We start from the raw sequence: 24640 nt of genomic DNA, 5'->3' as shown, positions 1-24640 counted from the left end.
CGTCGCGGCGCCCGGGAACCAGCGCCTCGCGGCCGCCTCAACGGATGGCCGCCGCTTCCTTGCGCAGGTCGGCCAGGACGGGCGTGCGCTTGAGCCAGATCTCTTCCCACTTCTGCAGCACGTCGCCGAAGAACTCCGGTCCGGCATCCACGACCTTCACCTTCTGCGTTTCCTCGATGTTCCGGCGCATCTCGACCGCAACGGTGTCGTAGGTGCCGAACAATGTATTCAGGTGCTTGCGGGCCAGCCCGCCTATCAGTTCACGGTCCTGCGGCGGCAATTGCTGCCACAGGCGGCCGGACACCAACCCCACCACCGGGAACATCATGTGATTCGAATGCACCAGCGTATTGCCCCGCTCATAGAACTTCATCCGCCAGACCAGCTCGATATCGGCGTCCACGCCGTCGACCTGGCCGTTGGCCAACGAATCGTAGACGTCGGTCAGCGGCATCGGCGTCGAGGCGGCCCCCAGCAACTGATAGAAATCGCGCACCGGCGGGAACGGCGTAATGCGCATCTTGCGGCCCTTCAGATCGCCCCCGCCCTGGGTCGGAAAGGCGTTGAGCATCAGGCGCATGGACGCCACGCCGTAGCCCACGCCCACGGCCCCGATCTCGCGGGGCAGGCGTTCGAGCAGTTTCTGGGCGGTCGGGCCATTGAGCAGCACGCCAGCCTCGCGCGTGTCCCTGACGAGGAAAGGGGCGAACAACGCGCTCATGTCCGGCACGCGGTTCGTCACCTCCGCGACGGTCATGAAGGCCATGTCCAGCGCGCCGGTCTGCAGTTGCTGCATCATCTGCGCTTCATTGCCCAACTGGCCGGCCGGAAAGGCGGTGACCGAGTACTTGCCTCCGGACTGCTGCGCCAGTTCCTCGCCCATGGCGTTGGCCGCCTTGGTCCATTCGTGGGTGGCCGGCACGATCAGGCCCAGCCTCAACTCCTTCGCGCCGGCTGATGCGCCCAGGGACGCACCCACGGCGATGGTAAGCAGGGCCAATAGTCTGCGGGGTTGCATTGTCTTCTCCTTTTATTGTTCGGTGCGCAGTTCAGGTGCTGCGCCGGCCGCTCAGCCGCCGCTGCCTCCATGAGGCTGCAAGATTACAGGCCAACAGCGCCCAGGGCATTGCCCCTGGCTCCGTTTTTTTGCCATAGAGTCCGGATCGATGTGCACCCGCAGCATCAGGCGCGGCGGTCCGGCCCGGATCCATGGACCCGCGCGCCGGCCGCGGCGGCACCGGTTTGCGCAAGCTGCTGGGCGGCAAGCCGGGCCCGATCCTGCGGCTTGCGGGCCTGATCCGACATGCCGTTGAACAAGGTGCCCAGCACGCCCTTGTCCAGGTCGCTGGTTCCGAACAGCGCATCGCACAGGGGAAAGGTGAGATTGAAGTTGCGGGTGTGCATGAAATCGGGGTTGTGGTGCAGCACATGCATGCGCCGTACCGTGTTGACCAGCGGGATGCGGTCCAGGACCGGATGCTGCAGGTGGGACAAGGTGTGCAGCCCTTCGTACATCAGGAAATAGGCGGCCATGGTCAGCACCGCGATGTAGCCGGCGTTGGCCGACCAAAGCACGCCGACAAGGATCGCCGGAGGAAGCGCGGCCAGCACGAACAGGACCGGCGCGAACGGCGGAAACAGCAGGGCGCGCCACTCTTTCTGGCCCTGGTATTGGAGCGTCTTGTGCGAGAAGAACTGGTGATGGGTAGCCACGTGGCGCTTGTACGCGGACTTCAGCCAGCTTCGGGGACTGTGCAGCAGGTAGCGATGCCCTGCCCATTCGGCCCAGTTGCCGAACAGGAACATGGGCACAACCACACAGGCCCACTCCTGCCAGCTCGGGCTCTCCAGCCGGGAGGCACAATAGACGATGACGCCTATCGTGAAAACCAGCGTGAATGCCAGATGCATTTCGCCCCTGTACCAGCGCGGGGTGGATTCGACGTACTGTTTTCTGAAGGCCCGGGAGCGGGCGATGATCTCTTCTTCGCGGTTCATGGTAGCTTGCCTCCTGCTGGTTTAGTCCAAGGGCAGCGCCGGCATCTGGCTGGCCTGCCCACCTCCAATTTAAGTACATTAACTTAAATAAGTCTATAAACTTAAATAACATGGCGAACACCAAAGCCCTGCGCTCGGACGGCAAGGAAACACGGGACAAGATGAAAGCCGTCGCCCAACGCCTGTTCGCGCTGCACGGCATCGACGGTGTCTCGGTCGCCGACATCGTGGCGGCCGCGGGCCAGCGCAACAAGGCATCGGTGCAGTACCATTTCGGTTCCAAGGAGGCGCTGATAGGCGAACTGCTGGTCGACGGGGCAAGGATGGTCGACGGCTTTCGCCAGGCCATGCTTGACGAACTGCGCCAGGCCGGCGGGCCGCGTACCGTGCGCGAGGTACTGGATGCCTTCATTCTTCCGGTGCACCGCCTGACCGTGACACAAGCCGAGGGCAGCACCTACCTGCGCTTCCTATCGAACGTGCAGATGACGCACCGGCCGCTGTTTCGCCAATACATCGGCGATCAATGGAACGCGGGCTATCGCCGCTGCCTGCAGCACTTTCGCGAGCTGCTCGCCCACATTCCCGGGCCGGTGCTCGAACAGCGCATGTCGCTGGTGGCCCTGTACACGACGTCGGTGCTGTCGACCAAGGAAGCGTCCCTGGACGAGACGCATGCGCCTAACCGGCTGTGGCTGCCGGCATTCACCCTGGAAAACATCCTGGACACTTTCCAGGCCATGCTCGAATGCCCGCCGTCGCCCGCCACGCTGGCCCGCCTGCCGGCCGCCGCGCAGGGCTAGGCCCCACCGTATACCTGCACCACGCGACGGTATTCGCTGGGTGTCACGCCCAGATGGCCCCGGACGAAGCGGGTGAAATGTCCCTGATCGGAAAAACCGAGTTCCTCGGCCAAGCTGCCCAGGCTGGCGCGCCCGGGACGCGCCAGCCGGCGGCAGGCCGCTTCGGCGCGCAAGGTGTTGATGAAGACGTGCGGAGTCATCCCGGTGGCCCGGCGAAACCGCACGAAGAACTGCGTACGCGAAAGATAGGCATGGGCCGCCAGCCTGTCCACGTCCAGCGCCTGACCGAGGTTGTCGCGGATGTAGCCTATGGCCCGCTGCACGCGCGCATCGGGCAACTGGAGACCGTCCGGGCGGATCAAGTCGTCGATGAGCCTGAAGGCGGAGTACTGCTCGCTGATGGCCAGCATCAGTTCGAACAGTGCGCTTTCCAGACGCTCCTGCGTCATGGGAATGAGCGACATCATCTCGCCGACCAGATCGTCGGCCAGTTTCCGGATGCGCGGCGTGATCTCGACGCAGGGCCGGGGAAAAAAACGCGGATGGCCCGATACCCGCAGCGGGTCATGCAGCATCGCCAGCCACTTCGGCTCGATGTACAGCACCAGATAGGCTGTGCGAGGAAAGTCCGGCTCGCTGAAAAAGTAATGCGGCTCCCAGGCATTGACCAGGATGGCGGTGCGGTCGGTCACCGGCAACCGCTCCTGGGCCACATAGAACGCCGAATCGGCGCCGCTGGCCTTGAGGATGACGTGGCACTGGGAATGGGCATGCGAGACCAGCGGGGCATCCATGTCGAGCAGCGCCACCCTGCCGAACATCCCTTGCGCGATCCTCAGTGCTGTCGTCATGGTTCCCCCTCGAAAATCTTTTCGACGAAAAAACTGTACATGAGATGGCGTCGCTGCGCCCCCTGCGTCAGGAAGCCGGCCGGACCGCTTCCTCGCCTGGCACCACGTCGTACTCGCCTGCTACCAGCTTGCGGCGCAGGACCTTGCCCACGGGCGACTTCGGCACTTCCTGCACGAACACGTACTCGCGGGGACGCTTGAAGTTGGGCAGGTCCGACTGCCTGCAATGGTCATCCAGCGCCTGGGCATCGACGGCGCTGCGACGTTTGACGAAGGCCACCACGCGCTGTCCCCAGCGCTCATCCTTGAGCCCGGCTACCGCGACTTCGTCCACGGCGGGATGTAGCGAGAGCAGCGATTCGATCTCCACCGGCGAGATATTTTCTCCGCCGCTAATGATCATATCGTCGACCCGTCCGGTAACGAACAAGTCTCCCTCTTCGTCGAAATAGCCGGTATCGCCGGTGTAGTACCAACCCTGGCGCAGTGATTTGGCATCGGCATCGGGCCGGTTCCAATACTGCTCGAAAGCCTCGTCGCCATGCAGGTCGGCGATGATCTGGCCTTCCTCGCCCACAGCAGCCAACTGGTCAGGCGATCGGGCATCCAGGCGCACGACCCGCAATCGGGCATTGACGCCGGCGCGTCCGGCGCTGCCGGGCTTGCGAACGGCGTCCTGCTCGAAGGAAAAGGTATAAACCTCGGAGGATCCGTAGTGGTTGACGAATAGCTCGGGCTTGATCGTTTCGTTCAGCCGCTTGAGCAGCGCATCGTGCATGGGCGCGCCGGCAAAGCCCAGCTTGCTTACCGAGGACAGGTCGCCGCCGTGCTTTTCCCGCCAGGCGAGCATGTCGTGATAGAGCGTGGGCACCAGGTACAGGCAGGTGATGCGTTCGTCGCGGATGCAGGCCAGCGTCTGCGCGGGATCGAAACGCGGCACGCACACGAACAGGCCGTCGACCAGCGCCATGGACAGCAGCGAGCGCACGCCCATGGTGTGATAGAGCGGCATGACGCCCAAGGTCCGCTCGCCGCGTCGATACAGGTTCTGCGCCACATGGCCAAGCGCGGCGGCGCGCTCCTGGCGGTGGCGGCGCGGCACGCCCTTGGGTTTTCCGGTGGTGCCGGAGGTGTACAGCATCAAGGACCAGTCCTGCGCGTCGGCGCGCGGCGCCAGCGTCGCGCATGGCTGGGCCAGCAGGTCCTCGAAGCGCAGCGTGCCGCCGGCCGCCCCGGCCACGGCCACGCGCGGCAGGTGCGCGGCCCGGGCGCTGTCGCGCACGGCCTGCTCGCTTGCCGGTTCGTAGAACACCGCGCGCGCGCCCGCATCGTCGGCGCAGTAGTCGATCTCCTCGGGCTTGGCGCGCCAGTTCAGCGGCGTGACCACCAGCCCGGCGAACTGGCAGGCCCAGTGCAGCGTGGCCATCTCATAGCGGTTCTGCAGCACCGCCAGCACATGGTCGCCATGCGTCAGGCCCATGCCGTGCAGCCCCGCCACCAGCGCGGCGATGTCCTCGCGCCATTGCGCGTAGGTGCGCCGCACGCTGCCGTCCACCACGGCCAGCGCATTCGGGCTGCGCTCGACGCTTTGCAGAAAGGTTCGGCCCAGATCCAGCATGTCTTCATTCCCCCAAGGAAGCAGGCGCGGCCTGCGCGGCCGCGCGGCGAGCGGCCGCCGTTTCCAGGACGGCGCGCACGATGTTGGTGTAGCCGGTGCACCGGCACAGATGGCCCGAGAGCATGTCGCGCACCTCCTGCTCGCTGGGATCGGGCCGGCGGCGCAGGTAGTCCACGCAGGACATGAGGATGCCGGGCGTGCAGAAGCCGCACTGCAAGGCATGGTTGCGGTGAAACGCCTCCTGCAGGTCCGACAGTTCGTCCTCCAGGCCGCACAGCCCTTCGACGGTGTCCACGCGCCGCCCGTCGGCCTGCACCGCCAGCGTCAGGCAAGCGCGCCCGGCGATGCCGTCGACCAGCACGGTGCAGGCGCCGCATACGCCGTGCTCGCAGCCCACGTGGGTGCCGGTCGCGCCCAGGCCCTCGCGCAGGAAATCCGACAGCAGGGTGCGCGATTCGCAAAGGCCCTGGCGCGGCTGGCCATTGAGCGTGATGCGCACCTCGTGGCGCTGGCCCTGTTCATACCTTTTCATCGATACACCTCCTCGATCGCCCGGGCGGCCAGGCGCCGCACCAGGTGGCGGCGGAACACGGCCGTCGCATGGGCGTCATCCTGGGCCTGCAGCGCCCAGGCGAAATCATTGATGGCGGCATCGCGCACGGCGCCCGGCCCGGCCGGCAGCGCGATGGTGCGGGGCCGGTCGGCCACCCCGCCCACGGCCAGGCGCAGGCTCTGGCCGTGGCGCACCGCCGCGACCGACACGATGGCGAAATCGCCGTGGCGCGCCGAGAACTCCTCGAACGCCGTGCGTTCGCCGCTGCGCGCCAAGGGAAACCGCACCTCCTCGACCAGTTCGTCGGGCTCGCGGGCGGTGCTCAGCATGCCGGTAAAGAAGGCCTCGGCCGGCAGCACCCGGCGCTTGCCGCGCCTGCGCAGCACGACCTGGCCTTGCAGCGCCACCAGCGCCAGCGGCAGTTCGGCACTGGGATCGGCATGCGCCACCGAGCCGCACACGGTTCCACGATTGCGCACCTGGAAGTGCGAGATGTGGGGAAAGACCTGCGCCAGCAATGGCACCTCGCGCGCCAGCGCGGGCCGCCACTGCACGCTGGCCTGGGTGGCCGCCGCACCCACGCGCAGCCAGCCGTCCTCGGCCCGCACGTAGTCCAGGTCGGCGCAGCGCGAGATATCGATCAGCGTCCCGGGCTGCGCCAGGCGCATGTTCAGGGCGGCCATCAGCGATTGGCCGCCGGCCAGTATGCGGGCCTGGGCCCCCAGCTCGGCCAGCAGCGCCACGGCTTCCTGCGCGCTATCGGCGCGCACCACGTCCAAGGCTTGCGGCTTCATCGCTTGACTCCCAGGCGGCGCAGCAGCCGCCACCACGGCGGCGATCCCGCCTGCCCGCCGGCGGCCTGGCGGCCGAGCTGTTCGAACAACTGGCGCAGCACGATCCTGGCCGCGCCTTCCAGCATGCGCCCGCCCACGGCGGCGACCTTGCCCGAGACCTCGGCCTGGTAGTCGTAGGACAGCCGCGTGCCGCCTTCGGCCGGCTCCAGCCTGACCAGGCCGCTGCCGCGCGCCGAACCCACCGAGGACAGCCCCGATCCGGACAGCCGCAGGCTGCGCGGCGGATCCAGTTCGGACAGGGCCACCTCGGCCGCGTAGCGCGCCTTGACCATGCCCACGCCCACCGTGACGTCGGCGCGATAGCGGTGCGCGCCGTCCTGCTGCAGCCCATGGCAGCCGGGAATGACCTTGGCCAGCGCCTGCGGGTCGAGCAGCACCGCGAACACCGCCTCGGGCGTGGCCGGCAGCAGCACTTCGCCTTGCGCGGCCAGTGCGCGTCCGCCCTTGCCGGCCGGCGCCGCGGGCTGGGCCATCGGCTGCGACGGGGCGGGATCGTCCATGCCCAGCAGCGCCATGACGCGGCATGGCGTGAGCGGCAGCGTCACGTCGCGCACGCCCAGCGCGTCGGCCACCGCGTTGGCGATACAGGGCGGCGTGCTCATGTTGTTGCCCTCGCCCACGCCCTTGGCGCCCAGCGGCGTGAAGGGCGAGGGCGTCTCCATGTGCAGGATCACCGGATCGGGGACCTCGCAGGTGGTCGGCAGCAGGTAGTCGGCATAGGTGCCCGACTGGAAGCTGCCGTCCTCGCCATAACGGAACTCCTCCATCAAGGCCGCGCCCAGCCCCTGGGCGAACGCGCCGCGGATCTGCCCGTCCACCAGCGCCGGATTCAGGATGCGGCCGGCATCGTGCGTGGTGATGTAGCGGTCGATGCGCACGCGCCCGGTGTCGCGGTCGATCTCCACGGCGCACACGTCGAAGGCAAAACCATAGGCGGCCGAGGTATTGACCCGGTCGGCCTCGTCCGGGGCGGCCAATTGCGGCGCGCTCCAGAACGCGGTCTCGCGCAGGCCGGGCTCCATGCCTTCGGGCAGCAGCGCCGGCGCCCAATGCGGCGAGGCCGCCAGCCGTACGAAGGGCGTGGCGCGTCCGGGCTCGCCGGCCGGATGGATGTGCCCGCCCTCGAAACGTATCGATTCGGCGGCACAGCCGAAATGATGGGCGGCGATGCGCGCCAGCTTATCGCGCAGGCGCAGCGCCGCCAGGTGCACGGTGCCCGCGACGGCGCCGGCGAAACGGCTGGAATAGTTGCCGGCGGCCACCGACCAGGCATCCTTCTGCGTATCGAACTCGACATTGACCGCCACCTGCCCGGGCGCCAGCCCGAACACGTCGGCCACCACCTGCGCGCACACCGTGCGATGGCCCTGGCCGGCGGGCGAAGAGGCCACCACCACGTTCAGGCCGCCCAGCGGGTCGATGCCCACGGTGGCCGAGGCGATCGCCCCGTTCTTGGGGCCGGCCTTGGTGCGCGCCTGGGCCGGCATCACGGTAGTGATGTAGCCCATGTTGGAGACGGAAGGCTCGACAATGGCCGCATAGCCGATGCCGTACAGCCTGCCCTCGCGGCGGGCGGCCTCGCGCCGGGCGAGCAGCGCGTCCAGCCCGCCCTGGCGGCGTACCAGCGCCAGCGCCCCGTGATAGTCGCCCGAATCGATCAGGGCGCCGGCGGCGGCCTGGTAGGGAAAGGCCTCGCGGGCGATGAAATTGCGTGCGTAGACCTCGAGCGGATCCAGGCCCAGCTCCACGGCGATGCGCTGCATCAGCCGCTCCAGGGCGAAATAGACCTGCGGGCCGCCAAAGCCGCGCACCAGCCCGGCCGGCGTCTTGTTGGTCAGCACCACGCGGTTGCGCACCGAGAGGTTGGCGATATCGTAGGCGCCGGTCAGGCAGCCATGCATGCGGTAGAAGGTGGCCGGCTCGGGCGCGCGCAAATAGCCGCCCACGTCGTCGAGCTGGTCGTAGGACAGCGCCGTGATGCGCCCGTCGGCCTGCACGGCCGCCTCGATGCGGCTGGCGCGCCCGGTGGCCGAGGTGGCCGCGCTCAGGTGCTCCAGGCGGTCCTCCACCCATTTGACGGGGGCCTGCGCCTTGCGCGCGGCCAGGCACATCAGCACCACGTAGGGGAACACCGCCTGCTTGACGCCGAAGCTGCCGCCGGAATCCTTGAAGGTGCGATGGCGCAGGCGGTTGCCCGCCACCTTCAGCGCCAGCGCCATGACGGTATGCAGCGTGAAGGGCCCCATGAAGTTGGAACTGGCCTCGTAGCCGTCCTGCGCCGACAGGTATTCGGCGATCACCACCCCGCCCTCGATGGGCGTGCAGGAATTGCGCGGATAGCGCACGTCGAGCGACACGCGGTGCGGCGCGGCGGCGAACGCCGCTTCGGGATCGCCATAGCGAAAGCTGCGGTCGCTGACCACGTTGCTGCCCACTTGCTCATGCAGCACCGGGGCATCGGCGCCGGTGGCCTGGACCACGTCCACGACCGCCGGCAGCGTCTCGTAGCCCACCGTCACGCGGTCGGCGCCGTCCTCGGCCAGGTAGCGCGATTCGGCGATGACCACCGCCACCGGCTCGCCCACATAGCGCACCTTGCCCTGCGCCAGCGCCCATTGCTCCATGGGCTGCTTGACGCCGACCACGAAAGGCTTGGACCAGGCCGCCACGTCGGCCGGCGTCAGCACGGCGCGCACGCCCGGCACCGCCAGGGCGGCGCTGGCGTCCACCCCGGTGATGCGCGCATGGGCATGGGGCGAGCGCACGATGGCCGCATGCAGCGTGCCGGGCTTGAGCGGCTGGTCGTCGCCATACTGGCCGCGGCCGGTCAGCACGGCGCGGTCTTCCAGCCGCGGCACGGACTGTCCCACCCAGGAAGCGGCCGGCGCGGTGCTGTTATGCGAAGTTGCGGGAGCTGTCATCGTCTTCCTGACGCCGGCCGGCGGCTCAATCGGCCTTGATGCCGTTTTCCTTGATCACCACCGACCACTTGTCCATCTGGGCCTGGAAGAAGCGCTGGAAGTCCTCTACCGACCCGCCGACGGCCTCCACGCCCTGCTGCGCGAAGACCTGCTTGACGTCATCGGCCTGCAAGGCCTTGTTCAGCTCGGCGTTGATCTTCTCGACGATGGCCGGCGGCGTGCCCGCGGGCGCGGCCAGGCCATACCAGACCGCCACGCTGAAGTCGGGATAGCCTTGCTCGGCCACGGTGGGGATATCGGGCGCCAGCGCCGAGCGCTGCGCGCTGGTGACCGCCAGCGCGCGCATCTTGCCGGCCTGCACATGCGGCAGCACGTGCGGCATGTTGTCGAACATCACGTCCACCTGCCCGCCCAGCAGGTCGGTGACCATCGGCGCGCTGCCCTTGTAGGGAATCTGCACCATGTCGGTCCCGGTCTGGCTCTTGAAGTACTCCATGGTCAGGTGGTTGGACGTGCCGGTGCCGGCCGTGGCGTAGTTCAGGCGGCCCGGCGCGGCCTTGGCGTGATCGACCAGCTCCTTGAGCGACTTGAATGGCGAGTCGGCGCGCACCACCAGCAGGTTGGGAGTCTGCGCCCCCACGATGATGGGCGCGAAATCCTTCTGCGCGTCGTAGGGCAGGCCCTTGGTGTACAGGTACTGGTTCACGACCAGCGGAAAGCCCACGATGGTCAGCGTGTAGCCGTCGGGCGCGGCGCGCGCGCCGAACTCCGTGCCGATGACCGTGCCCGCGCCCGGCTTGTTCTCGACGATCACCGGCTGGCCCCAGGCGTCCTGGAGCTTGCGCGCGAACAGGCGCGCCATCGTGTCGTTGAAGCCGCCCGGCGTATAGGGCACCACGATGCTCACGTTCTTGCCGGGATAGTTGTCGGCGGGCGAAGCCGCGGCGGTTGCGGTGGCGCCCAGTGCGCCGGCCAGGGCCAGCATGGCGGTGGCCAGGGTTTTCTTCATTGTTATGTCTCCTTGGGACTGGATATTGACGGCGTCAGACGACGCCGGCGTTCTGGTAGATATGCTTGATTTCGGTAAAGTCGACCAGCGCGTCGTAGCCGTGCAGGCGTCCGATGCCGCTCTTGCGATAGCCGCCCGTCTCCGCTTCGGCGAACAGCTTGTTGTGGTCGTTGATCCACACCGTGCCATTGCGCAAGGCCCGCGCGATGCGCCAGGCGCGCGCGCCGTCAACGGTCCAGACGCTGGCGGACAAGCCGAATTCGCTATGGTTGGCGCGTGCCACGGCTTGCCGCTCGTCCTCGAATCGCTCCAGCACGACGAGCGGGCCGAAGATCTCTTCCTGGACAAAGAACGCATGCGTATCGCGGTGCGCCACCAGCGTGGGCGTCACGAAAGCGCCGCCCGTGCAGCCGCCGCGCAGCAGCACTTCGTCGGCCGCGTCCATGGCGGCCTGGATGCGCGCCTGCACCTGCCGGGCCGAATGCGCATCGATCAGCGGCCCCAGGTGCACGCCCGGCGCGTCGCCCGCGCCCACGCGCAGCGCCGACATCGCCGCGGCCAAGGCGGCTTTCATCTCCTCGTAGCGCGAGGCATGCACCAGCACGCGGCGCGCCGCCGTGCATTGCTGGCCCGAAATGACAGTGGCCGCGCCAGCCAGCAATGGCGCCACCCGGTCCACGTCGGCGTCCTCGAACACCAGGCAGCTGGACTTGCCGCCCAGTTCGAGCGAGAGCTTCTTCATGGTGGGCGCGGCCGCGGCCATGATGCGCTGGCCGGTGCCGTTCGAGCCGGTAAAGCTGATGACATCGACCTGGGCCGAGGCGACCAGCGCCTCGGCCGCCGCATGGCCGCTCTCGCACACCAGGTTCAGCACGCCGGCAGGCAGGTCCGGGACCTCGTGCAGGGCGCGCAGCACGGCGGCCGAGATCAGCGCCGTCTGCGGGGCGGGCTTGACCACCGCGGTGCAGCCCGCGGCCAATGCGGGCGCCAGCGAGCGGATCAGCAGCACCACCGGCGCGTTCCACGGCACGATGATCCCGGCCACGCCGGCCGGCTCCTTGAGCATCGTGGAAAACACGCCGGGCTCGACCTCCAGCGCCGATCCGGGAATGTGGCGCGCCAGGCCGGCGTAGTAGCGGATTTCCGAGATGGCGCCGGCCATCTCGGCGCGCGCCTGCGCCAGCACCTTGCCGTTCTCGCGCATGAGCAATTGCGCCAGCGCCTCGGCCTGGGACTGCAGCGCATCGGCCCAGCGCAGCAGCGCCATTTGGCGCAGCCGCGGGTTCTGCGCCCAGCCGGGCGATTCGAAGGCGCGGCGGGCCGCGTCGATGGCGGCCAGCGCATCCTCGGCGCCGCTGTCGGCAAAAGCGCCTAGGCGCCGGCCGGTGGCCGGATCCAGGCTTTCCGAGGTGGCGCCGCCGGCCGCGGACAGCCAGCGCCCATCGATGAGGTTCAGCGCATCGGGCTGGGAAAAAGACATGATCATCCTATTGCGGGGGAATGCCGGCGTCGCGGACCACTTTCTGCCAAAGCGCCATCTGGCCGTCGATGAAGGCGGAAAAGTCCTGGGGGCTGCCGCCATCGGGCGTCACGCCTTGCTCGGCGAAGACCTTGCGCACGTCCGGCATGCGCAGGATGGCGTTGATCTCGGCGTTGAGCTTGTCCACGATGGGCGCGGGCGTGCCGGCAGGCACCACGAATCCATGCCAGGACGAGACCTCGTAGCCGGGCACGCCGGCCTGGCCGACGGTAGGCAGCTCGGGCATGAGCGGCGAGCGAGCGGCCGTGGCGATGGCCAGCGGCCTGACCTTGCCGGATTGGATGAAGGGCAGCGCATGCGGGAACGCATCGAAAGCCACTTCCACCTGCCCGCCGGCCAGGTCGGTCAGCATCGGCGTGCTGCCCTTGTAGGGAACCTGCGTCATTTGCACCTGCGCCATGCCCTCGAACAGCGCCATGGCCAGGTGGTTGGACGAACCGCTGCCCGAAGACCCGTAGTTGACCGCGCCGGGCCGCTGGCGCGCGGCCTGCAGCAGGTCGGCCACCGAACGGTACGGCGCACCCTCGTGGGCCACCAGCAGCATGGGCGAGCGGCCGGCCAGCACCACGGGCGCAAAATCCTTGCGCGTGTCGTAGGGCAGCTTGGCGTACAGCCACGGGTTGGCCGCGAAAGGAAACTGCACCACCAGCAGCGTGGCGCCGTCGGCCGGCGCCTTGGCGGCGAAGGCCGTGCCGATCTGCGTGCCGGCTCCCGGCTTGTTGTCCACGATGACGGGCTGGCCCCAGGCCTGCTGCAGCTTGCTGCCCACCACGCGGGCCAGCGTATCGTTGAATCCCCCCGCTGGATAAGGCACGACGATCCGGATCGGCTTGTCCGGGTATGTGCCGTCCGCCGCCTGGGCCGGCCCGGCGGCCGCCGCCGCGGCCATGGCCAGGCCGAACACCGCGCTGCGCAAGATCTGCTTCATGTTCTTGTCGTCTCCCTTGTTTTTTCTGTGTGCCTGGCCCGGCTAAACGTAGGCCGGCCCCTCGATGGGCGGATGCGCCTGGATGAAGGCCTCGTCCACCTGCACGCCGATGCCCGGCGCCTCGCAGGGCCGCACGCACCCTTGTTCATCGAGCCGGAAAGGCTCGGACACCATCTCGTCGCGAAAGCGGTTGCCGCGCGAGACATCGGCCTCGAAATAGCCGGCGTTATCCAACGCCGACAGCACGTGGATGCTGGCGGCCATGTTCAGGCCGGTCATGGACGTATGCAGGTGCACCGGCAGGCGCCGCGCCGAACCCAGCGCAGCGATGCGCAAGGTCTCGGTGATGCCGCCCGCCTTGGAAAGGTCCGGCTGCAGATGGGCCACCACCGCTTCATCCACCAGCCGCGCGAACTCGAAGCGCGTGTAGTGGTTCTCGCCGGCGGCGAAGGGCACCGTGCCGTAGGCGCGGGCCGTGGCATAGGCGCGCGTGTCCTGGGGGGCAAAGGGCTCTTCCAGCCAGCCCACGTCCAGCTGGTCCAGGCCGGGCATGACGGTGCGGGCGTCCTGCAGGCTGTAGGCCGTGTTGGCATCGGCCAGGATGGCGACGTCCTGGCCCACGGCCCGGCGCACCGCGGCTACGCGGGCCAGGTCGCGCGCCGGGGTGTCGCCCAGGCGCAGCTTGACCGCCCGATAGCCCGCGGCCACGTGGCGCAACGCTTCGTCGGCCAGTGCATCGGGCGCCTGCCAGCCCAGCGCCACGCCGCCCGCGTAGGCCGGCACGGGCTTGCCGCCGCCGCCCAGCAGGCGATACAGCGGCAGCCCGGCCGCCTTGCCGCGCACGTCCCACAAGGCCATGTCCACGCCGCTGTAGGCCACCACGCAGCCCGTGCCCAGCCCCATCGCCACCAGCTGGCGCGCATAGACGTGCTCCCAGGCGCCGGCCGTGTCCCCGGCATCGCGCCCGCGCAGCAGATCGGCCAGCGCCGTATTGATGAAATGCGCCACGGTGGTGTGGGCGCGGCAATGATGCGATTCGCCGTAGCCGATCAGGCCGCATTCGGTGCGCACCCGCACCACCACGGCGTCGCGCTTGACCGCCCTGCCCACGCCCAGCCGCACGCTGTGCTCGGCGGGCACCGGGAACGAGACCGCCCAGGCGTGGACATCGCGGATCCGCAGGCCGCGCGCCGGTCCGCTGGCGCCGGCCGGGGCCGGGCACTGGGCTGCGGTGGGGATGCGCGTCTGCGGCATGGCGTCTCCTGTGCGGCGGGTCCGGATGGCCCGCTGTCGTCGATGGAGGGGCAGTGTAGGAATGCACACATATCACGTCAATTAATCTTTAATTATTGTTCCAATCACGATTTCTGATATCAAAATGGCCGTACTCCTTTCCCTGCATGCCGCTGCCCGCGCGATCAGGGTTTATCCCTAGCTGTGCGTGCCTGCCTTGCCGGACGGCGTGGACATAGAACGAAGATAAGGCCGGTGATAACATCCATCATCATTCCTGATATGGTGGACGAGGAGCCCAGCATGGAATTCCGGCAGATCCAGTACTTCGTCTGTCTGTACGAAGAAGGCACCGTGACGCGCGCGGCCAAGCGCCTGAACATCGTGCAGCCGGCGCTGAGCATGCAGATCGCCAAGCTCGAGGACGAGCTCGGACAGCGGCTGTTCGACCGCAGCCCGCAGGGCATGCAGCCCACTTCGGCCGGCCGCCAGATGTATCGCCTGTTCCTGCCCATCCTGCGCGATTTCGCGCATGCGCGCGAACAGATCCTGCGCACCGACGGCGAGCTCGGCGGCCACGTCAGCGTGGGCATGATCGCCTCCATCGCGCAGGGCGTGCTGTCGGATGCGCTGATCGAATTCGCCGAACGCCATCCCAAGGTCAACGTCACGGTGACCGACGGCTACAGCGCGGTGCTGGCCGACTGGGTGGCCGGCGGCCAGATCGAGGCGGCCATCATCAACAAGCCGCGCCGCCCGCTGGCCCTGAACGTCGAGCACATCGCCGACGAAGACCTGCTGCTGTTGACCGGCGTGCACCATCGCCAGGCCCTGCCGCCCAGCGTGCCGTTTCGCGTGGTGCCCACGCTGGAGCTGGCCCTGCCGACCCGCCACCACGGCCTGCGCGGCATTTTGGAAAGCTTTGCACAGGCCGAGGACGTGGACCTGGCGCCCCGGTGCGAGACCGACTCGGTGGTCAGCATCATCAAGCTGGTCGAGCGCACGCAGTTCGCCACGCTGCTGCCGCGCGTGGCGGTGCGCCGGCGGCTGGAAAGAGGCCAGCTGCGCAGCCATGCCGTCGTTTCGCCGCGCCTGTCGCGCCAGGTGGTCAGCGTCACGCACCCGCGCCGGCCGCTGTCGCCGGCCTCGGCTGCCTTCGTTGCCACGCTGACGCGCCATATCCGCGCGCTGGACCCGGAGCAGCGCGACGCGGCCGAGCCCGCGCCGGCCGAGGATTCGGCCCTGCGCGCGCAGGCCGCCGAAGCGGCCCAGGCGCGGGCGCGCGGCAGCGCCTAGCGCCCGGCTGCCCGGGGGCCTACCAGCCTTGCGCGGCCCACAGCAGGAAATACGTCATGGTCACGTAGCGGGCGAACTTGCCGATCGCCATGTAGGCCAGGCAGGGCCAGAACCGCAGCCGCAGCCAGCCGGCCGCGGCGCACAGCGGATCGCCCACCACGGGCAGCCACGAGAACAGCAGGGCCGGCGGCCCCAGCCGGCTCATCCAGGCGCGCGCCCGGGCATCCCAGCGGCCGGGCGCGCGCTCCTTGCCGTGCTTGGCCTTCCAGCGTTCGTAGGCCTTTTCGGCCCCCAGGCCCATCCAGTAGCTGATCGCCCCGCCCAGCGTGTTGCCCGCCGTGGCCACCAGCACGGCGGCCCAGAACATGTCCGGAGCGAGCTTGATGTAGCCGAACACCGCCGGCTCGGAGCCCAGCGGCAGCAGGGTGGCCGAGACCAGCGCGATGGCGAAGATGGCGGACAGGCCGACCTGCGGCAGGGCCAAGGTGGCCAGCAGGCCGTGGATGAAGGAAAGCAGCACGTCTTCCATGACGCGGCAAGTGTAGCCGCAGGCGCCGGGGATTGCCGCCGGCGCCCGCGGCCCTGCCCTGCTAGAACGTCACGGTGGCCGACAGCCAGAAGGTCCGCCCGGCCTGGATGGTGCCGCGCGTGGACTGGGCCGAGTGGCTGTACTCGTTGATGTACACCGTCTCGCCGTCCTGGTTGACGTAGGAGCGGTACTTCAGGAAGTCCTTGTCCAGCAGGTTGTAGACGTTGCCGGTCAGGGTCACGTTGTCGGTCAGGCGATACGAGGCTCCCAGGTGCAGCATGGCCCAGCTGCGCAGGTCGCCCACCGCCTCGTAGGCCAGCCGGTCGTTGCCGGTCAGGTTGGACGGATCGCCCTCGAAGCGGCGGGCCTTGCCGCGGTACTCGGCCTGCAGCCAGGTGCTGAAGCGCTCGTTGACCGACCAGCGCAGCATGGCGTTGGCCATGTGCTTGGGCGTGTCCGACAGCTCGCCGTTGGCCTGGCCGTCGTTCTTGACCTCGCTGTCGGTGTAGGTGTAGTTCATCGACAGCGACCAGCGCTCGGCCAGCGGAATGCGGGTGGACAGCTCCACGCCTTGCGTGGTGGCGCTGTCCAGGTTGGTCTGCTGGCCGAACTCGCGCTGGGTCGGCAAGGCGCCGATCGAGACGCAGCCCGGCAGGTTGGGTTCAGCCGCGAAGTCGCAGTTGGGCACCGCGTTGCCGCTGGCGATCTTGTCGCGGAAGCGGTTGTGGAACACCGTCGCGCCCGCGGTAAAGCCGGCCAGGTTGTCGTAGAGCAGGCCCAGCTCGGTGCTGGTGGAGGTTTCCGGCTTCAGATCGGGATTGCCGATGTTCAAGGTGCGGCCCTGTCCGCTCACGCCGTTCATGCCGTCGTGCAGCTGGTTCAGGCGCGGGGTCTTGTAGCCCCGGCTCACGCCGCCCTTGACCGTCCAGTTGTCGGTGGCGTTCCAGACCAGGTAGCCGCGCGGGCTGAAATGGCCGCCGAAGGCGTCGTGCCGGTCGTAGCGCAGGCCCAGGGTGGCGGTCAGGTCCTGGCGCAGCATCCATTCGTCTTCCGCGAAGATCGAGTAGGTCTTCTGGCGGTACTTGTCCGGCACCAGGCCATCGCGCATCCGGGCGTCCCAGAACTGCACGCCGCTGGTCAGCACGTGGGCATCGCCGATGGGCGTGACCAGCTTGCTGTCGAAGACGAGGTTGGTGGTTTCCAGCTTGCGCGCGGCGCCCGGTGTCAGGTGGCGGCGCAGCGGCGAGTTGTCGGCGATGTTGGGAATGGTGCGGCCCAGCGTCTCGGTGGTGTTGTGCATCAGGCTCGATTCGAGCCGGCCGAACGAGAAGCGGCTGACATGGCCGATGGCGACCTGGTCGCGGTGAAAGCGCAGGTAGTCGGCATAACCGGCGTAGTCGCCCGGCACGTCCAGCGTGCCCAGCTGGCTTTCGTCGTTGTTGTACCACTGGCGCGAACGGTCCAGGTCCAGCCAGAAGTCGTGATCGGCATTGGCCTTGAGGGTCAGCTTGCCGCCGATGCTGTAGATGTCCGACTCCACCGGCGCGGGGCCGCGCCGGCTGACCTCTACGCCATCCACGTTCGAGGCGTGCAGGTTCGATTCGCCGCGCTTGAGGTAGCTGCCGCGCAGCGCCAGGCCCAGGCGGTCGTGCTTGATGGGTCCGTTCAGGTAGAAATTGGTGCTGGTGGTGTCGCTGAAGTCGCTGTCCTGCGGGATGCCGCGCTCGACGGTCACCGATCCGCCCCACTCGTTGGCCACCGGACGCGTGATGATGTTGACCACCCCGCCCATGGCGTCCGAGCCGTACAGCGTGGACATGGGGCCGCGGATCACCTCGATGCGCTCGATGGCCGAGACCGGCGGCAGGAAGCTGGTGCTGGTCTCGCCAAAGCCGTTGGGCGTGACGTCGCCAGCCACGTTCTGGCGCCGGCCGTCGATCAGGATCAGCGTGTAGTCGCTGGGCAGGCCGCGGATGCTGATGTTCAGGCCGCCCGTCTTGCCCGTGCCGCCGCGCACGTCCACCCCTTCCACGTCGCTCAGGGCATCGGCGATGCTGGTCACCCGCCGCTCTTGCAGCTGCTGGCGGTTGATCACGCTGATGCTGGCCGGCGCCTGCTTGAGATCCTGCTCGAAGCCGCTGGCGGTGACCACGACTTCGCGCATCTGCTGCACGGGCGGCATGGACTGCGACCAGGCAAGGGCCGGCAGGGCCAAGGCCAGGGCCAGCGACAGGCGCGCCGGCGCGAACGGCGCGGAAAAGCGGGGGGAAGACATGCTCATGTCGGAGGATCCTTTTCGAGACGAAGGAGGGTTTGTGCCGCATCGGGCAGCGCGGATCGACGGGGAGCCAGCACGTCGTCCGTTTTTTAATAAGAATGATTATTGTTTGTAACCATCTTTGCGTTTTTATACGGTGGGGAAACGTAAAGTTCTTAAAAGCTGGCCAAAGAAGGCGAAATAAGCGGGGACACTGTTGCATTCAGGCATCAGTCAGGTAGCTGACAAGCCGCTGACCAGCTGGGCCAGGCATGGCAGCCAGGCCGACGGCCCGGGCCATCGCGCCATCGGACAGACGGCGGACCGGGATGGCGCGGCGCCGGCCAGTCCCCTGGCCACGAGCGCGAGCGGACTGGGCGCTGCGGTAAGAGCGGGCTGGGCGCTGTGGTAATCTGGCCCGCTATTTCTCCTGCCGAGCGCATTCCTGCCTGGCGCCGGCGCTTCCCACCGTCCTTCCGCCGTAATGTCCGCCGATTACCTCAAACGCATCCTGACGTCCAAGGTCTATGACGTCGCCGTCGAATCGCCCCTGGAACACGCCCCCTTGCTGTCCGAGCGAATTTCGAACGCGGTGCTGCTCAAGCGGGAAGACGCGCAGGCGGTGTTCAGCTTCAAGCTGCGCGGCGCCTACAACAAGATGGCCAACCTGCCCCCGGCGGCGCTGGCGCGCGGCGTGATCGCGGCCTCGGCCGGCAACCATGCGCAAGGCGTGGCGCTGGCCGCCAGCCGGCTGGGCTGCCGGGCCGTCATCGTCATGCCGGTGACCACCCCGCAAGTCAAGATCGACGCGGTGCGCGGCTGGGGCGGCGAGGTCGTGCTGGCCGGCGACAGCTTCTCGGACGCCTACGAACACGCGCAGGAACTGGAAAAGAAGGAAAAGCTCACCTTCGTCCATCCTTTCGACGATCCGGACGTGATCGCCGGCCAGGGCACGGTGGGCATGGAGATCCTGCGCCAGCACCCCGGCCCCATCGACGCCATCTTCGTGGCCATCGGCGGCGGCGGGCTGATCGCCGGCGTGGCCGCCTACATCAAGCAGCTGCGCCCGGAGATCAAGATCATCGGCGTACAGACCGAGGACTCGGACGCCATGGTGCGCAGCGTGCGGGCCGGGCGGCGGGTGCAGCTGCCGGACGTGGGCCTGTTCTCGGACGGCACCGCGGTCAAGCAGGTGGGCGCCGAGACTTTCCGCCTGGTGCGGCAGCACGTGGACGATTTCGTGGTGGTGGATACCGACGCCATCTGCGCCGCGATCAAGGACGTCTTCCAGGAAACGCGCAGCGTGCTCGAACCGGCCGGGGCGCTCGCCCTGGCCGGCGCCAAGCAGTACTGCCAGGAACACAAGTGGAAGAACAAGACCGTGGTGGCGATCGCCTGCGGCGCCAACATGAACTTCGACCGCTTGCGCTTCGTGGCCGAGCGCGCCGAGGTCGGCGAGGCGCGCGAGGCCCTGTTCGCCGTCACCATGCCCGAGCAGCGCGGCAGCTTCCGGCGCTTTTGCGAGCTGGTCGGCCCGCGCAACGTCACCGAGTTCAACTACCGCATCTCGGATGCGGACAAGGCCCACGTCTTCGTGGGCGTGCAGGTGGCCTCGCCGGCGGAGCCGGCCAGGATGGCCGCCAATTTCCGCAAGCATGGCTTTGACGTGCTGGACCTGACCCACGACGAAATGGCCAAGACGCACTTGCGCCACATGGTCGGTGGGCGCTCGCCGCTGGCGCACGACGAGCTGCTGTACCGCTTCGAATTTCCCGAACGGCCCGGCGCGCTGATGCGTTTCTTGAACGCCATGCCGCAGGAATGGAACATCAGCCTGTTCCACTACCGCAACCAGGGCGCGGACTACGGCCGCATCCTGGTGGGCATACAGGTGCCGGCCTCGGACAAGAAGCGCTACAAGGAATTTTTGGCCGACCTGGGCTACCCGTACTGGAACGAGACCGACAACCCGGCCTACCGGCTGTTCCTGTAGCGGCCGGGCCGCACGGCCCGGCTCATTCGTCCTCGTCGAAGCGGCACACCGTATAGAGCGGCGTGCCGGTCTGCTCGATCAGGCGCGAGCCGCCCACCTGCGGCAAATCGATGATGGCGGCGGCCTCCAGCACGTTCGCCCCCAGCCGCTGCAGCAGCTTGATGCCGGCCAGCATGGTGCCGCCAGTGGCGATCAGGTCATCGACCAGCAGCACGCGCTGGCCGGGCTTGACCGCATCGGCGTGGATTTCGGCGGTGGCCGTGCCGTATTCGAGTTCGTACTGCTCGCGCACGGTGGGACGCGGCAGCTTGCCCTGCTTGCGGATGGGCACGAAACCCAGCTTCAGCTCATAGGCCAGGGCGCTGCCCAGGATGAACCCGCGCGCGTCGATGCTGACCACCAGGTCCAGGCGGCGGTCCATATAGCGATAGATGAACAGGTCGATCAGCATCCGGAAGATGCGCGGATCCTGCAGGATGGGCGTGATGTCGCGGAAGGTGACGCCGGGCTGGGGCCAATCGCGCACGCTCGCGACGGCGTTGCGGATGAGCTGGGCGGCGGGAGTGTGCATGGCGGCGGGCGTCCAGTGAAAGGGCTGGCAGCGAGCACTATAACGCGGCCAGCGAACCGGCGGCCGGCGCGCCGGCCCCGGCGATGCCGGGCCTGTCCCGGGTGCGGGGCTCAGGCCGCTTCGGGCCGGTCCTGCAGCCGGCCCTCGTGCAGGCGCCAGGTTTCGTCCACCACGCCGGCCGGCAGCCGGGCATGGGTGGCGATGATCACGGTGCGCCCGGCCGCCGCCTGCGGCAGGTCCAGCCAGAACGCCCGCTCGGCCTGCGCGTCCAGCCCTTCGGTGGGTTCGTCCAGCAGCAGCACCTGGGCCGGCCCCAGCAGCACGCGCGCCAGGCACAGGCGGCGCGCCTGCCCGGCCGACAGGCTGCGGCCGGTCTCGCCGGTCCAGGTATCCAGCCCTTCGGGCAGGCCGCGCACGAAACCAGCCAGGCCCACGGCCTCCAGCGCGCGCCACAGGCGCTCGTCGTCGGCATCGGGCGCGCCGATCAGCAGATTGCTGCGCAGCGTGCCCAGGAACACCGGCGCATGCTGGGACAACAGGGCGATGCGCGCATGCACATCGGCCAGGCGCAGGTCGCGCAGGTCGCGACCGCCCAGCAGCACCCTGCCCTGGTCCGGATCGGCCAGGCGCAGCAACAGGTGCAGCAGCGTGGACTTGCCCGAGCCGCTGGCGCCGGCCAGGGCGATGCGCCGCCCCGGCTCGGCCCGCAGCGTAACGTCCTGCAGCACCGGCCTGCCGGCGCGGTAGCCATAGCCGACCTGCTCCATGCGCAAGGCGCTCGATTGCGGCGGGGCCTGGGGACGCAAGGGATCGCCGATGGCCGGGCGCAGCGCGGCCACGGCCGCGATGCGCGCCCCGGCCGATACGGCGCCGCCCAGCCGCGCCGCGCCGCGCATCAGCGGGCCGGCCACCTCGAAGAAACCCAGGGTGGCCAACAGCAGCCCGGCCAGCATGGGGCCCGAGAGCGTGCCGGCCCGCAAGGCGTCCAAGCCCAGCACCAGCACGGCCAGCACCGCCGCGCCGGCCAGCAGCTGCAGGCCGGCCTGCCCGGCCGAGCCCAGCGCGGCCTGGCGGCGGCGCGCCTGCCCGGCCTGCCGGCAGGACCGGGCGAACGCGCGCAGGGCCTGCGGCTCGGCATCCAGGCCGCGCAGGTCCGCGTGCCCCTCGACGGCCTGCAGCACCTGGCCGCGCAGGTCGGCCAGGGCCTGCTGCGCGGCCTGGCCCGGCGCCCGGCTGCGCCAGGCCAGCCAGGCCGGCAGCAGCAGCGCGCTGCCCAGCGCCGCGGCGGCAAGCAGCCATCCTGCCCCGGGCAGCCAAAGCCCCAGCGCCAGGGCCAGCGCCAAGCCGCCGGCCAGCGCGCAGGCCATGGGCACCAGTATCTGCAGGAACACGGTATCGACCGCGTCCACATCGCCGGTCAGGCGCGCCACGAGCTCGCCGTCGCGCCAGCGCCCCAGCTGCGCCGCGTCCAGCGCCAGCAGCTTGCCGAAGATGCGGCTGCGCAGGTCGGCCAGCAGCTGCAGCGTGGCGGCGTGTCCGGTGACCCGCTCGCCATAGCGCGCCAGGATGCGCACGAAGGACAGGCCCCGCACCAACGCCGACGGGGCGAAAAGATTGAACGCCACGCCGGCCGTGGAAAGCGCGGCCGCGGTCAGGAACCAGCCGGACACGCCCAGCAGGCCCACGCCGGCCGCCAGCGTGATCCCTGCCAGCGCACCGGCCAGCAGCAAGGCGCGCCAGCGGCGGCGGTACAGCGGAGCAAGCAGGCGCCATAGCGCGCGCACCGGCCGCGCGCCGGCCTGGCCGGCCTGGTCCGGCGCCGGCGTCGTGGCGGGCATGCGGCCGGCCTTCATCCCTGCAGCCTCCCGTGGCCGTCGATGCGCAGGCAGCGCCCGAAACGGCGCAGCACCTGTTCGTCGTGCGTGGCCATGAGCAGCGTGCGGCCGCGGCAGAAGGCCAGCAGGGCATCGAGCACCGCATCGCGCGTATGCGGGTCCAGGTGCGCGGTCGGCTCGTCCAGCAGCACCAGGCCGGGATCTTCGCGCAGGAACAGCCGCGCCAGCGCGACGCGCTGCGCCTGCCCGCCGGACAGGCCATAGCCGCGCGGCCCGAGCTGGGTATCCAGGCCTTCGGGCAGCTCGCGCGCAAAGGCCATTACCTGGGCCTGCTCGGCGGCGGCCAAGAGCTCGGCCGCGCTGGCCTGCGGGCGGGCCAGGCGCAGGTTCTCGGCGATGCTGCCGGCATGCAGATAGGGCCGCTGCCCGATCAGCGCCACGCGGCGGCGCAGGTCCGCCTGCGGCCACTCGGCCAGCGGCCGTCCGCCCAGGCGAAGCTGGCCTTCGGCGTCGCGCAAGCCCGCCAGGGCTTCGAGCAAGGTGGACTTGCCCGCCCCGCTGGGGCCGGCCAGCGCCGCATGCTCGCCCGGGGCCAGCACGAAGGCCGCGTCGGCCAGCACCGCCTGCTGGCGCCCCGGGGCGCGCAGCGCCAGGGCCCGCGCCGATACGCCCAAGGCGCCGGCAGGCGGCGCGGCGGAGGCGGGCTGCGCGGCGGAGGCGGGGCCGCTGGCATCGGCCGGCGGCAGCGCCGGCCCGGCGGGCAGCGCGTCGAAGGTTTGCGCGATCTGCGCCACGGCGGCGCGCGCCGCCGCGCGATCGTGATAATGCGCGGCGAACTGGCGCAGGGGCATGTAGACCTCGGGCGCCATCAGCAGGCAGAACAGGCCGGCCTGCAGCGTCAGCGCCTGCGCGCGCAGGTCCAGGAAACCCAGGTAGGTCAGGCCCACGTACAGCGCCACGCCCGCCACGCCCAGCGCGGCGAAGAACTCCAGCACCGCCGAGGAAAGAAAGGCGATGCGCAGCACCGACATCGTCTTGTCGGCCACCCGTTCGCTGGCCTGGCGCACGGCGCGGGCTTCGTCCTGCGCCCGGCCGAACAGCTTGAGCGTGGCCAGGCCCCGCACCCGGTCGGCGAAAAACCCCGACAGGCGGGCGAAGGTCTGCAGGTGGCTGCGATGGGCGGCCTCGGCGCCCCAGCCCACCAGCGCCATGAACACGGGAATCAGCGGAGCGGTCAACAGCAGCACCAGCGCGGCGATCCAGTCCACCGGCAGCAGGGCCAGGCCGAAGGCCAGCGGCAGGAAGGCGCCGGCGATCATGGCCGGCAGGTAGCGCGAGAAGAAGCCGTCCAGCGCCTCGACCTGCTCGGCCAGGGCGCTGGCCAGTTCGCCGGACGGCTGGCTGCGCGTCCATTGCGGCCCGCGCGCCAGCAGGCGCTCGAACAAGGCCTGCCTGACGCAGGCCTTGATGTGTTCTGCCGCATGGTTGCCGGCCCGCTCGCCGGCCCAGGCCAGCGCCGCGCGCAGGGCCATCAGCGCCCCGATGGCGCCGATCTGCGGCCAGAGCTGGGCCGCGGCGCGCTCGAGCGCGATGGCCTGGTGCAGCACGCTGGCCAGCAGCCAGGCCTGCCCCAGCAGCAGCGCCCCGGCCAGCAGGGGCGCTGCGATCGCCAGCGACATGGCGCCGCGCGCCAGCCGCGTCTGCGCCCCCAGCCAGCGGGCATGCTCGCGCGGCAGCGCCACGCGCTGGGCCGGGGCATCGGGCGCGGCGTGCGCGGCGCCGGCGCGCAACGGCGCGGCCGGGTGGGTCATGAGACCGCGGCGCCGGGCGGGCGCAGCGGATCGTCGCTTT

Annotated in this window: 19 protein-coding genes; 3 read left to right on the top strand and 16 right to left on the bottom strand. The window is 69.4% G+C overall.

From position 1 onward, the window contains the following. Positions 1-37 precede the first annotated feature (37 nt). Together V8Z80_RS16785 and V8Z80_RS16780 are read right to left on the bottom strand one after the other, a co-directional pair. Positions 38-1018 carry a TRAP transporter substrate-binding protein gene (locus V8Z80_RS16785; protein WP_336062807.1) on the bottom strand — a complete coding sequence of 327 codons (981 nt, stop codon included), beginning with the start codon at positions 1016-1018 and terminating at the stop codon, positions 38-40. A gap of 164 nt (positions 1019-1182) precedes the next feature. Beyond that, on the bottom strand, positions 1183-1998 hold the full coding sequence (locus V8Z80_RS16780) for a sterol desaturase family protein (protein ID WP_336062806.1): 816 nt from the start codon (positions 1996-1998) through the stop codon (positions 1183-1185). A gap of 161 nt (positions 1999-2159) precedes the next feature. On the opposite strand from V8Z80_RS16780, the gene V8Z80_RS16775 reads away from it, so the two are divergent. After that, the gene (locus V8Z80_RS16775) at positions 2160-2801 is read left to right on the top strand and encodes a TetR/AcrR family transcriptional regulator (protein WP_336062804.1); all 642 of its coding nucleotides are present in this window, start codon (positions 2160-2162) and stop codon (positions 2799-2801) included. On the opposite strand, the gene V8Z80_RS16770 is transcribed toward V8Z80_RS16775, so the two are convergent. From V8Z80_RS16770 to V8Z80_RS16730, 9 genes are all read right to left on the bottom strand, one after another. Further along, positions 2798-3652, bottom strand: a complete 855-nt coding sequence (locus tag V8Z80_RS16770; RefSeq protein ID WP_336062803.1) for an AraC family transcriptional regulator — start codon at positions 3650-3652, stop codon at positions 2798-2800. The genes V8Z80_RS16775 and V8Z80_RS16770 overlap by 4 nt on opposite strands. Before the next feature lie 67 nt (positions 3653-3719). After that, positions 3720-5270 (bottom strand): AMP-binding protein, encoded by a 1551-nt coding sequence (locus V8Z80_RS16765; protein WP_336062801.1) that lies wholly within the window; start codon positions 5268-5270, stop codon positions 3720-3722. Between the two features lie 4 nt (positions 5271-5274). Continuing rightward, positions 5275-5802 carry a (2Fe-2S)-binding protein gene (locus V8Z80_RS16760; protein ID WP_336062800.1) on the bottom strand — a complete coding sequence of 176 codons (528 nt, stop codon included), beginning with the start codon at positions 5800-5802 and terminating at the stop codon, positions 5275-5277. Next, positions 5799-6617, bottom strand: coding sequence for an FAD binding domain-containing protein (locus V8Z80_RS16755; protein WP_336062799.1), 819 nt, complete (start codon positions 6615-6617; stop codon positions 5799-5801). The genes V8Z80_RS16760 and V8Z80_RS16755 overlap by 4 nt, the downstream gene beginning before the upstream one ends. Beyond that, positions 6614-9598, bottom strand: coding sequence for a xanthine dehydrogenase family protein molybdopterin-binding subunit (locus V8Z80_RS16750; RefSeq protein WP_336062798.1), 2985 nt, complete (start codon positions 9596-9598; stop codon positions 6614-6616). Before V8Z80_RS16750 ends, V8Z80_RS16755 begins: the two co-directional genes overlap by 4 nt. A gap of 25 nt (positions 9599-9623) precedes the next feature. Next, positions 9624-10607 carry a tripartite tricarboxylate transporter substrate binding protein gene (locus V8Z80_RS16745; protein ID WP_336062796.1) on the bottom strand — a complete coding sequence of 328 codons (984 nt, stop codon included), beginning with the start codon at positions 10605-10607 and terminating at the stop codon, positions 9624-9626. Positions 10608-10641: 34 nt separating this feature from the next. Further along, positions 10642-12087: an aldehyde dehydrogenase family protein gene (locus tag V8Z80_RS16740; protein WP_336062795.1), complete on the bottom strand. Its 1446-nt coding sequence runs from the start codon at positions 12085-12087 to the stop codon at positions 10642-10644. Positions 12088-12094: 7 nt separating this feature from the next. Further along, positions 12095-13075 carry a tripartite tricarboxylate transporter substrate binding protein gene (locus V8Z80_RS16735; RefSeq protein ID WP_336062794.1) on the bottom strand — a complete coding sequence of 327 codons (981 nt, stop codon included), beginning with the start codon at positions 13073-13075 and terminating at the stop codon, positions 12095-12097. A gap of 42 nt (positions 13076-13117) precedes the next feature. Next, positions 13118-14329, bottom strand: coding sequence for a mandelate racemase/muconate lactonizing enzyme family protein (locus tag V8Z80_RS16730; protein ID WP_336062793.1), 1212 nt, complete (start codon positions 14327-14329; stop codon positions 13118-13120). A 282-nt stretch (positions 14330-14611) separates the two neighbouring features. On the opposite strand from V8Z80_RS16730, the gene V8Z80_RS16725 reads away from it, so the two are divergent. Further along, entirely contained in the window at positions 14612-15604 is a 993-nt protein-coding gene (locus tag V8Z80_RS16725) for a LysR family transcriptional regulator (protein ID WP_155194871.1), read from the top strand. Positions 15605-15623: 19 nt separating this feature from the next. On the opposite strand, the gene V8Z80_RS16720 is transcribed toward V8Z80_RS16725, so the two are convergent. Both V8Z80_RS16720 and V8Z80_RS16715 read right to left on the bottom strand, forming a co-directional pair. Continuing rightward, entirely contained in the window at positions 15624-16133 is a 510-nt protein-coding gene (locus tag V8Z80_RS16720) for a YqaA family protein (protein WP_155194758.1), read from the bottom strand. A gap of 61 nt (positions 16134-16194) precedes the next feature. After that, positions 16195-18414: a TonB-dependent receptor domain-containing protein gene (locus tag V8Z80_RS16715; protein WP_336062790.1), complete on the bottom strand. Its 2220-nt coding sequence runs from the start codon at positions 18412-18414 to the stop codon at positions 16195-16197. A 460-nt stretch (positions 18415-18874) separates the two neighbouring features. On the opposite strand from V8Z80_RS16715, the gene ilvA reads away from it, so the two are divergent. Beyond that, positions 18875-20383, top strand: a complete 1509-nt coding sequence (gene ilvA / locus V8Z80_RS16710; RefSeq protein ID WP_155194756.1) for a threonine ammonia-lyase, biosynthetic — start codon at positions 18875-18877, stop codon at positions 20381-20383. Positions 20384-20405: 22 nt separating this feature from the next. Here ilvA and V8Z80_RS16705 read toward each other — a convergent pair whose 3' ends face one another. The 3 genes from V8Z80_RS16705 to cydD form a co-directional block, all read right to left on the bottom strand. Beyond that, the gene (locus V8Z80_RS16705) at positions 20406-20954 is read right to left on the bottom strand and encodes an adenine phosphoribosyltransferase (RefSeq protein ID WP_336062787.1); all 549 of its coding nucleotides are present in this window, start codon (positions 20952-20954) and stop codon (positions 20406-20408) included. A gap of 110 nt (positions 20955-21064) precedes the next feature. Next, complete coding sequence (gene cydC / locus V8Z80_RS16700; protein WP_336062786.1) at positions 21065-22792, bottom strand: thiol reductant ABC exporter subunit CydC; 1728 nt, start codon at positions 22790-22792, stop codon at positions 21065-21067. An 11-nt stretch (positions 22793-22803) separates the two neighbouring features. Beyond that, a complete protein-coding gene (gene cydD / locus V8Z80_RS16695; RefSeq protein WP_442951992.1) occupies positions 22804-24600 on the bottom strand; it encodes a thiol reductant ABC exporter subunit CydD in 1797 nt (598 codons plus the stop codon). Positions 24601-24640: the final 40 nt, after the last annotated feature.

The organism is Orrella sp. JC864 (assembly GCF_037026685.1).
Lineage (GTDB): Bacteria > Pseudomonadota > Gammaproteobacteria > Burkholderiales > Burkholderiaceae_B > Orrella.
This window is presented reverse-complemented; position numbering and strand designations above follow the sequence as displayed.

Bases quoted from the DNA above. Each gene is read 5' to 3' on its own strand.
- V8Z80_RS16785 (WP_336062807.1), bottom strand. From the start codon at position 1,018: ATGCAACCCCGCAGACTATTGGCCCTGCTTACCATCGCCGTGGGTGCG.
- V8Z80_RS16780 (WP_336062806.1), bottom strand. From the start codon at position 1,998: ATGAACCGCGAAGAAGAGATCATCGCCCGCTCCCGGGCCTTCAGAAAA.
- V8Z80_RS16775 (WP_336062804.1), top strand. From the start codon at position 2,160: ATGAAAGCCGTCGCCCAACGCCTGTTCGCGCTGCACGGCATCGACGGT.
- V8Z80_RS16770 (WP_336062803.1), bottom strand. From the start codon at position 3,652: ATGACGACAGCACTGAGGATCGCGCAAGGGATGTTCGGCAGGGTGGCG.
- V8Z80_RS16765 (WP_336062801.1), bottom strand. From the start codon at position 5,270: ATGCTGGATCTGGGCCGAACCTTTCTGCAAAGCGTCGAGCGCAGCCCG.
- V8Z80_RS16760 (WP_336062800.1), bottom strand. From the start codon at position 5,802: ATGAAAAGGTATGAACAGGGCCAGCGCCACGAGGTGCGCATCACGCTC.
- V8Z80_RS16755 (WP_336062799.1), bottom strand. From the start codon at position 6,617: ATGAAGCCGCAAGCCTTGGACGTGGTGCGCGCCGATAGCGCGCAGGAA.
- V8Z80_RS16750 (WP_336062798.1), bottom strand. From the start codon at position 9,598: ATGACAGCTCCCGCAACTTCGCATAACAGCACCGCGCCGGCCGCTTCC.
- V8Z80_RS16745 (WP_336062796.1), bottom strand. From the start codon at position 10,607: ATGAAGAAAACCCTGGCCACCGCCATGCTGGCCCTGGCCGGCGCACTG.
- V8Z80_RS16740 (WP_336062795.1), bottom strand. From the start codon at position 12,087: ATGTCTTTTTCCCAGCCCGATGCGCTGAACCTCATCGATGGGCGCTGG.
- V8Z80_RS16735 (WP_336062794.1), bottom strand. From the start codon at position 13,075: ATGAAGCAGATCTTGCGCAGCGCGGTGTTCGGCCTGGCCATGGCCGCG.
- V8Z80_RS16730 (WP_336062793.1), bottom strand. From the start codon at position 14,329: ATGCCGCAGACGCGCATCCCCACCGCAGCCCAGTGCCCGGCCCCGGCC.
- V8Z80_RS16725 (WP_155194871.1), top strand. From the start codon at position 14,612: ATGGAATTCCGGCAGATCCAGTACTTCGTCTGTCTGTACGAAGAAGGC.
- V8Z80_RS16720 (WP_155194758.1), bottom strand. From the start codon at position 16,133: ATGGAAGACGTGCTGCTTTCCTTCATCCACGGCCTGCTGGCCACCTTG.
- V8Z80_RS16715 (WP_336062790.1), bottom strand. From the start codon at position 18,414: ATGAGCATGTCTTCCCCCCGCTTTTCCGCGCCGTTCGCGCCGGCGCGC.
- ilvA (WP_155194756.1), top strand. From the start codon at position 18,875: ATGTCCGCCGATTACCTCAAACGCATCCTGACGTCCAAGGTCTATGAC.
- V8Z80_RS16705 (WP_336062787.1), bottom strand. From the start codon at position 20,954: ATGCACACTCCCGCCGCCCAGCTCATCCGCAACGCCGTCGCGAGCGTG.
- cydC (WP_336062786.1), bottom strand. From the start codon at position 22,792: ATGCCCGCCACGACGCCGGCGCCGGACCAGGCCGGCCAGGCCGGCGCG.
- cydD (WP_442951992.1), bottom strand. From the start codon at position 24,600: ATGACCCACCCGGCCGCGCCGTTGCGCGCCGGCGCCGCGCACGCCGCG.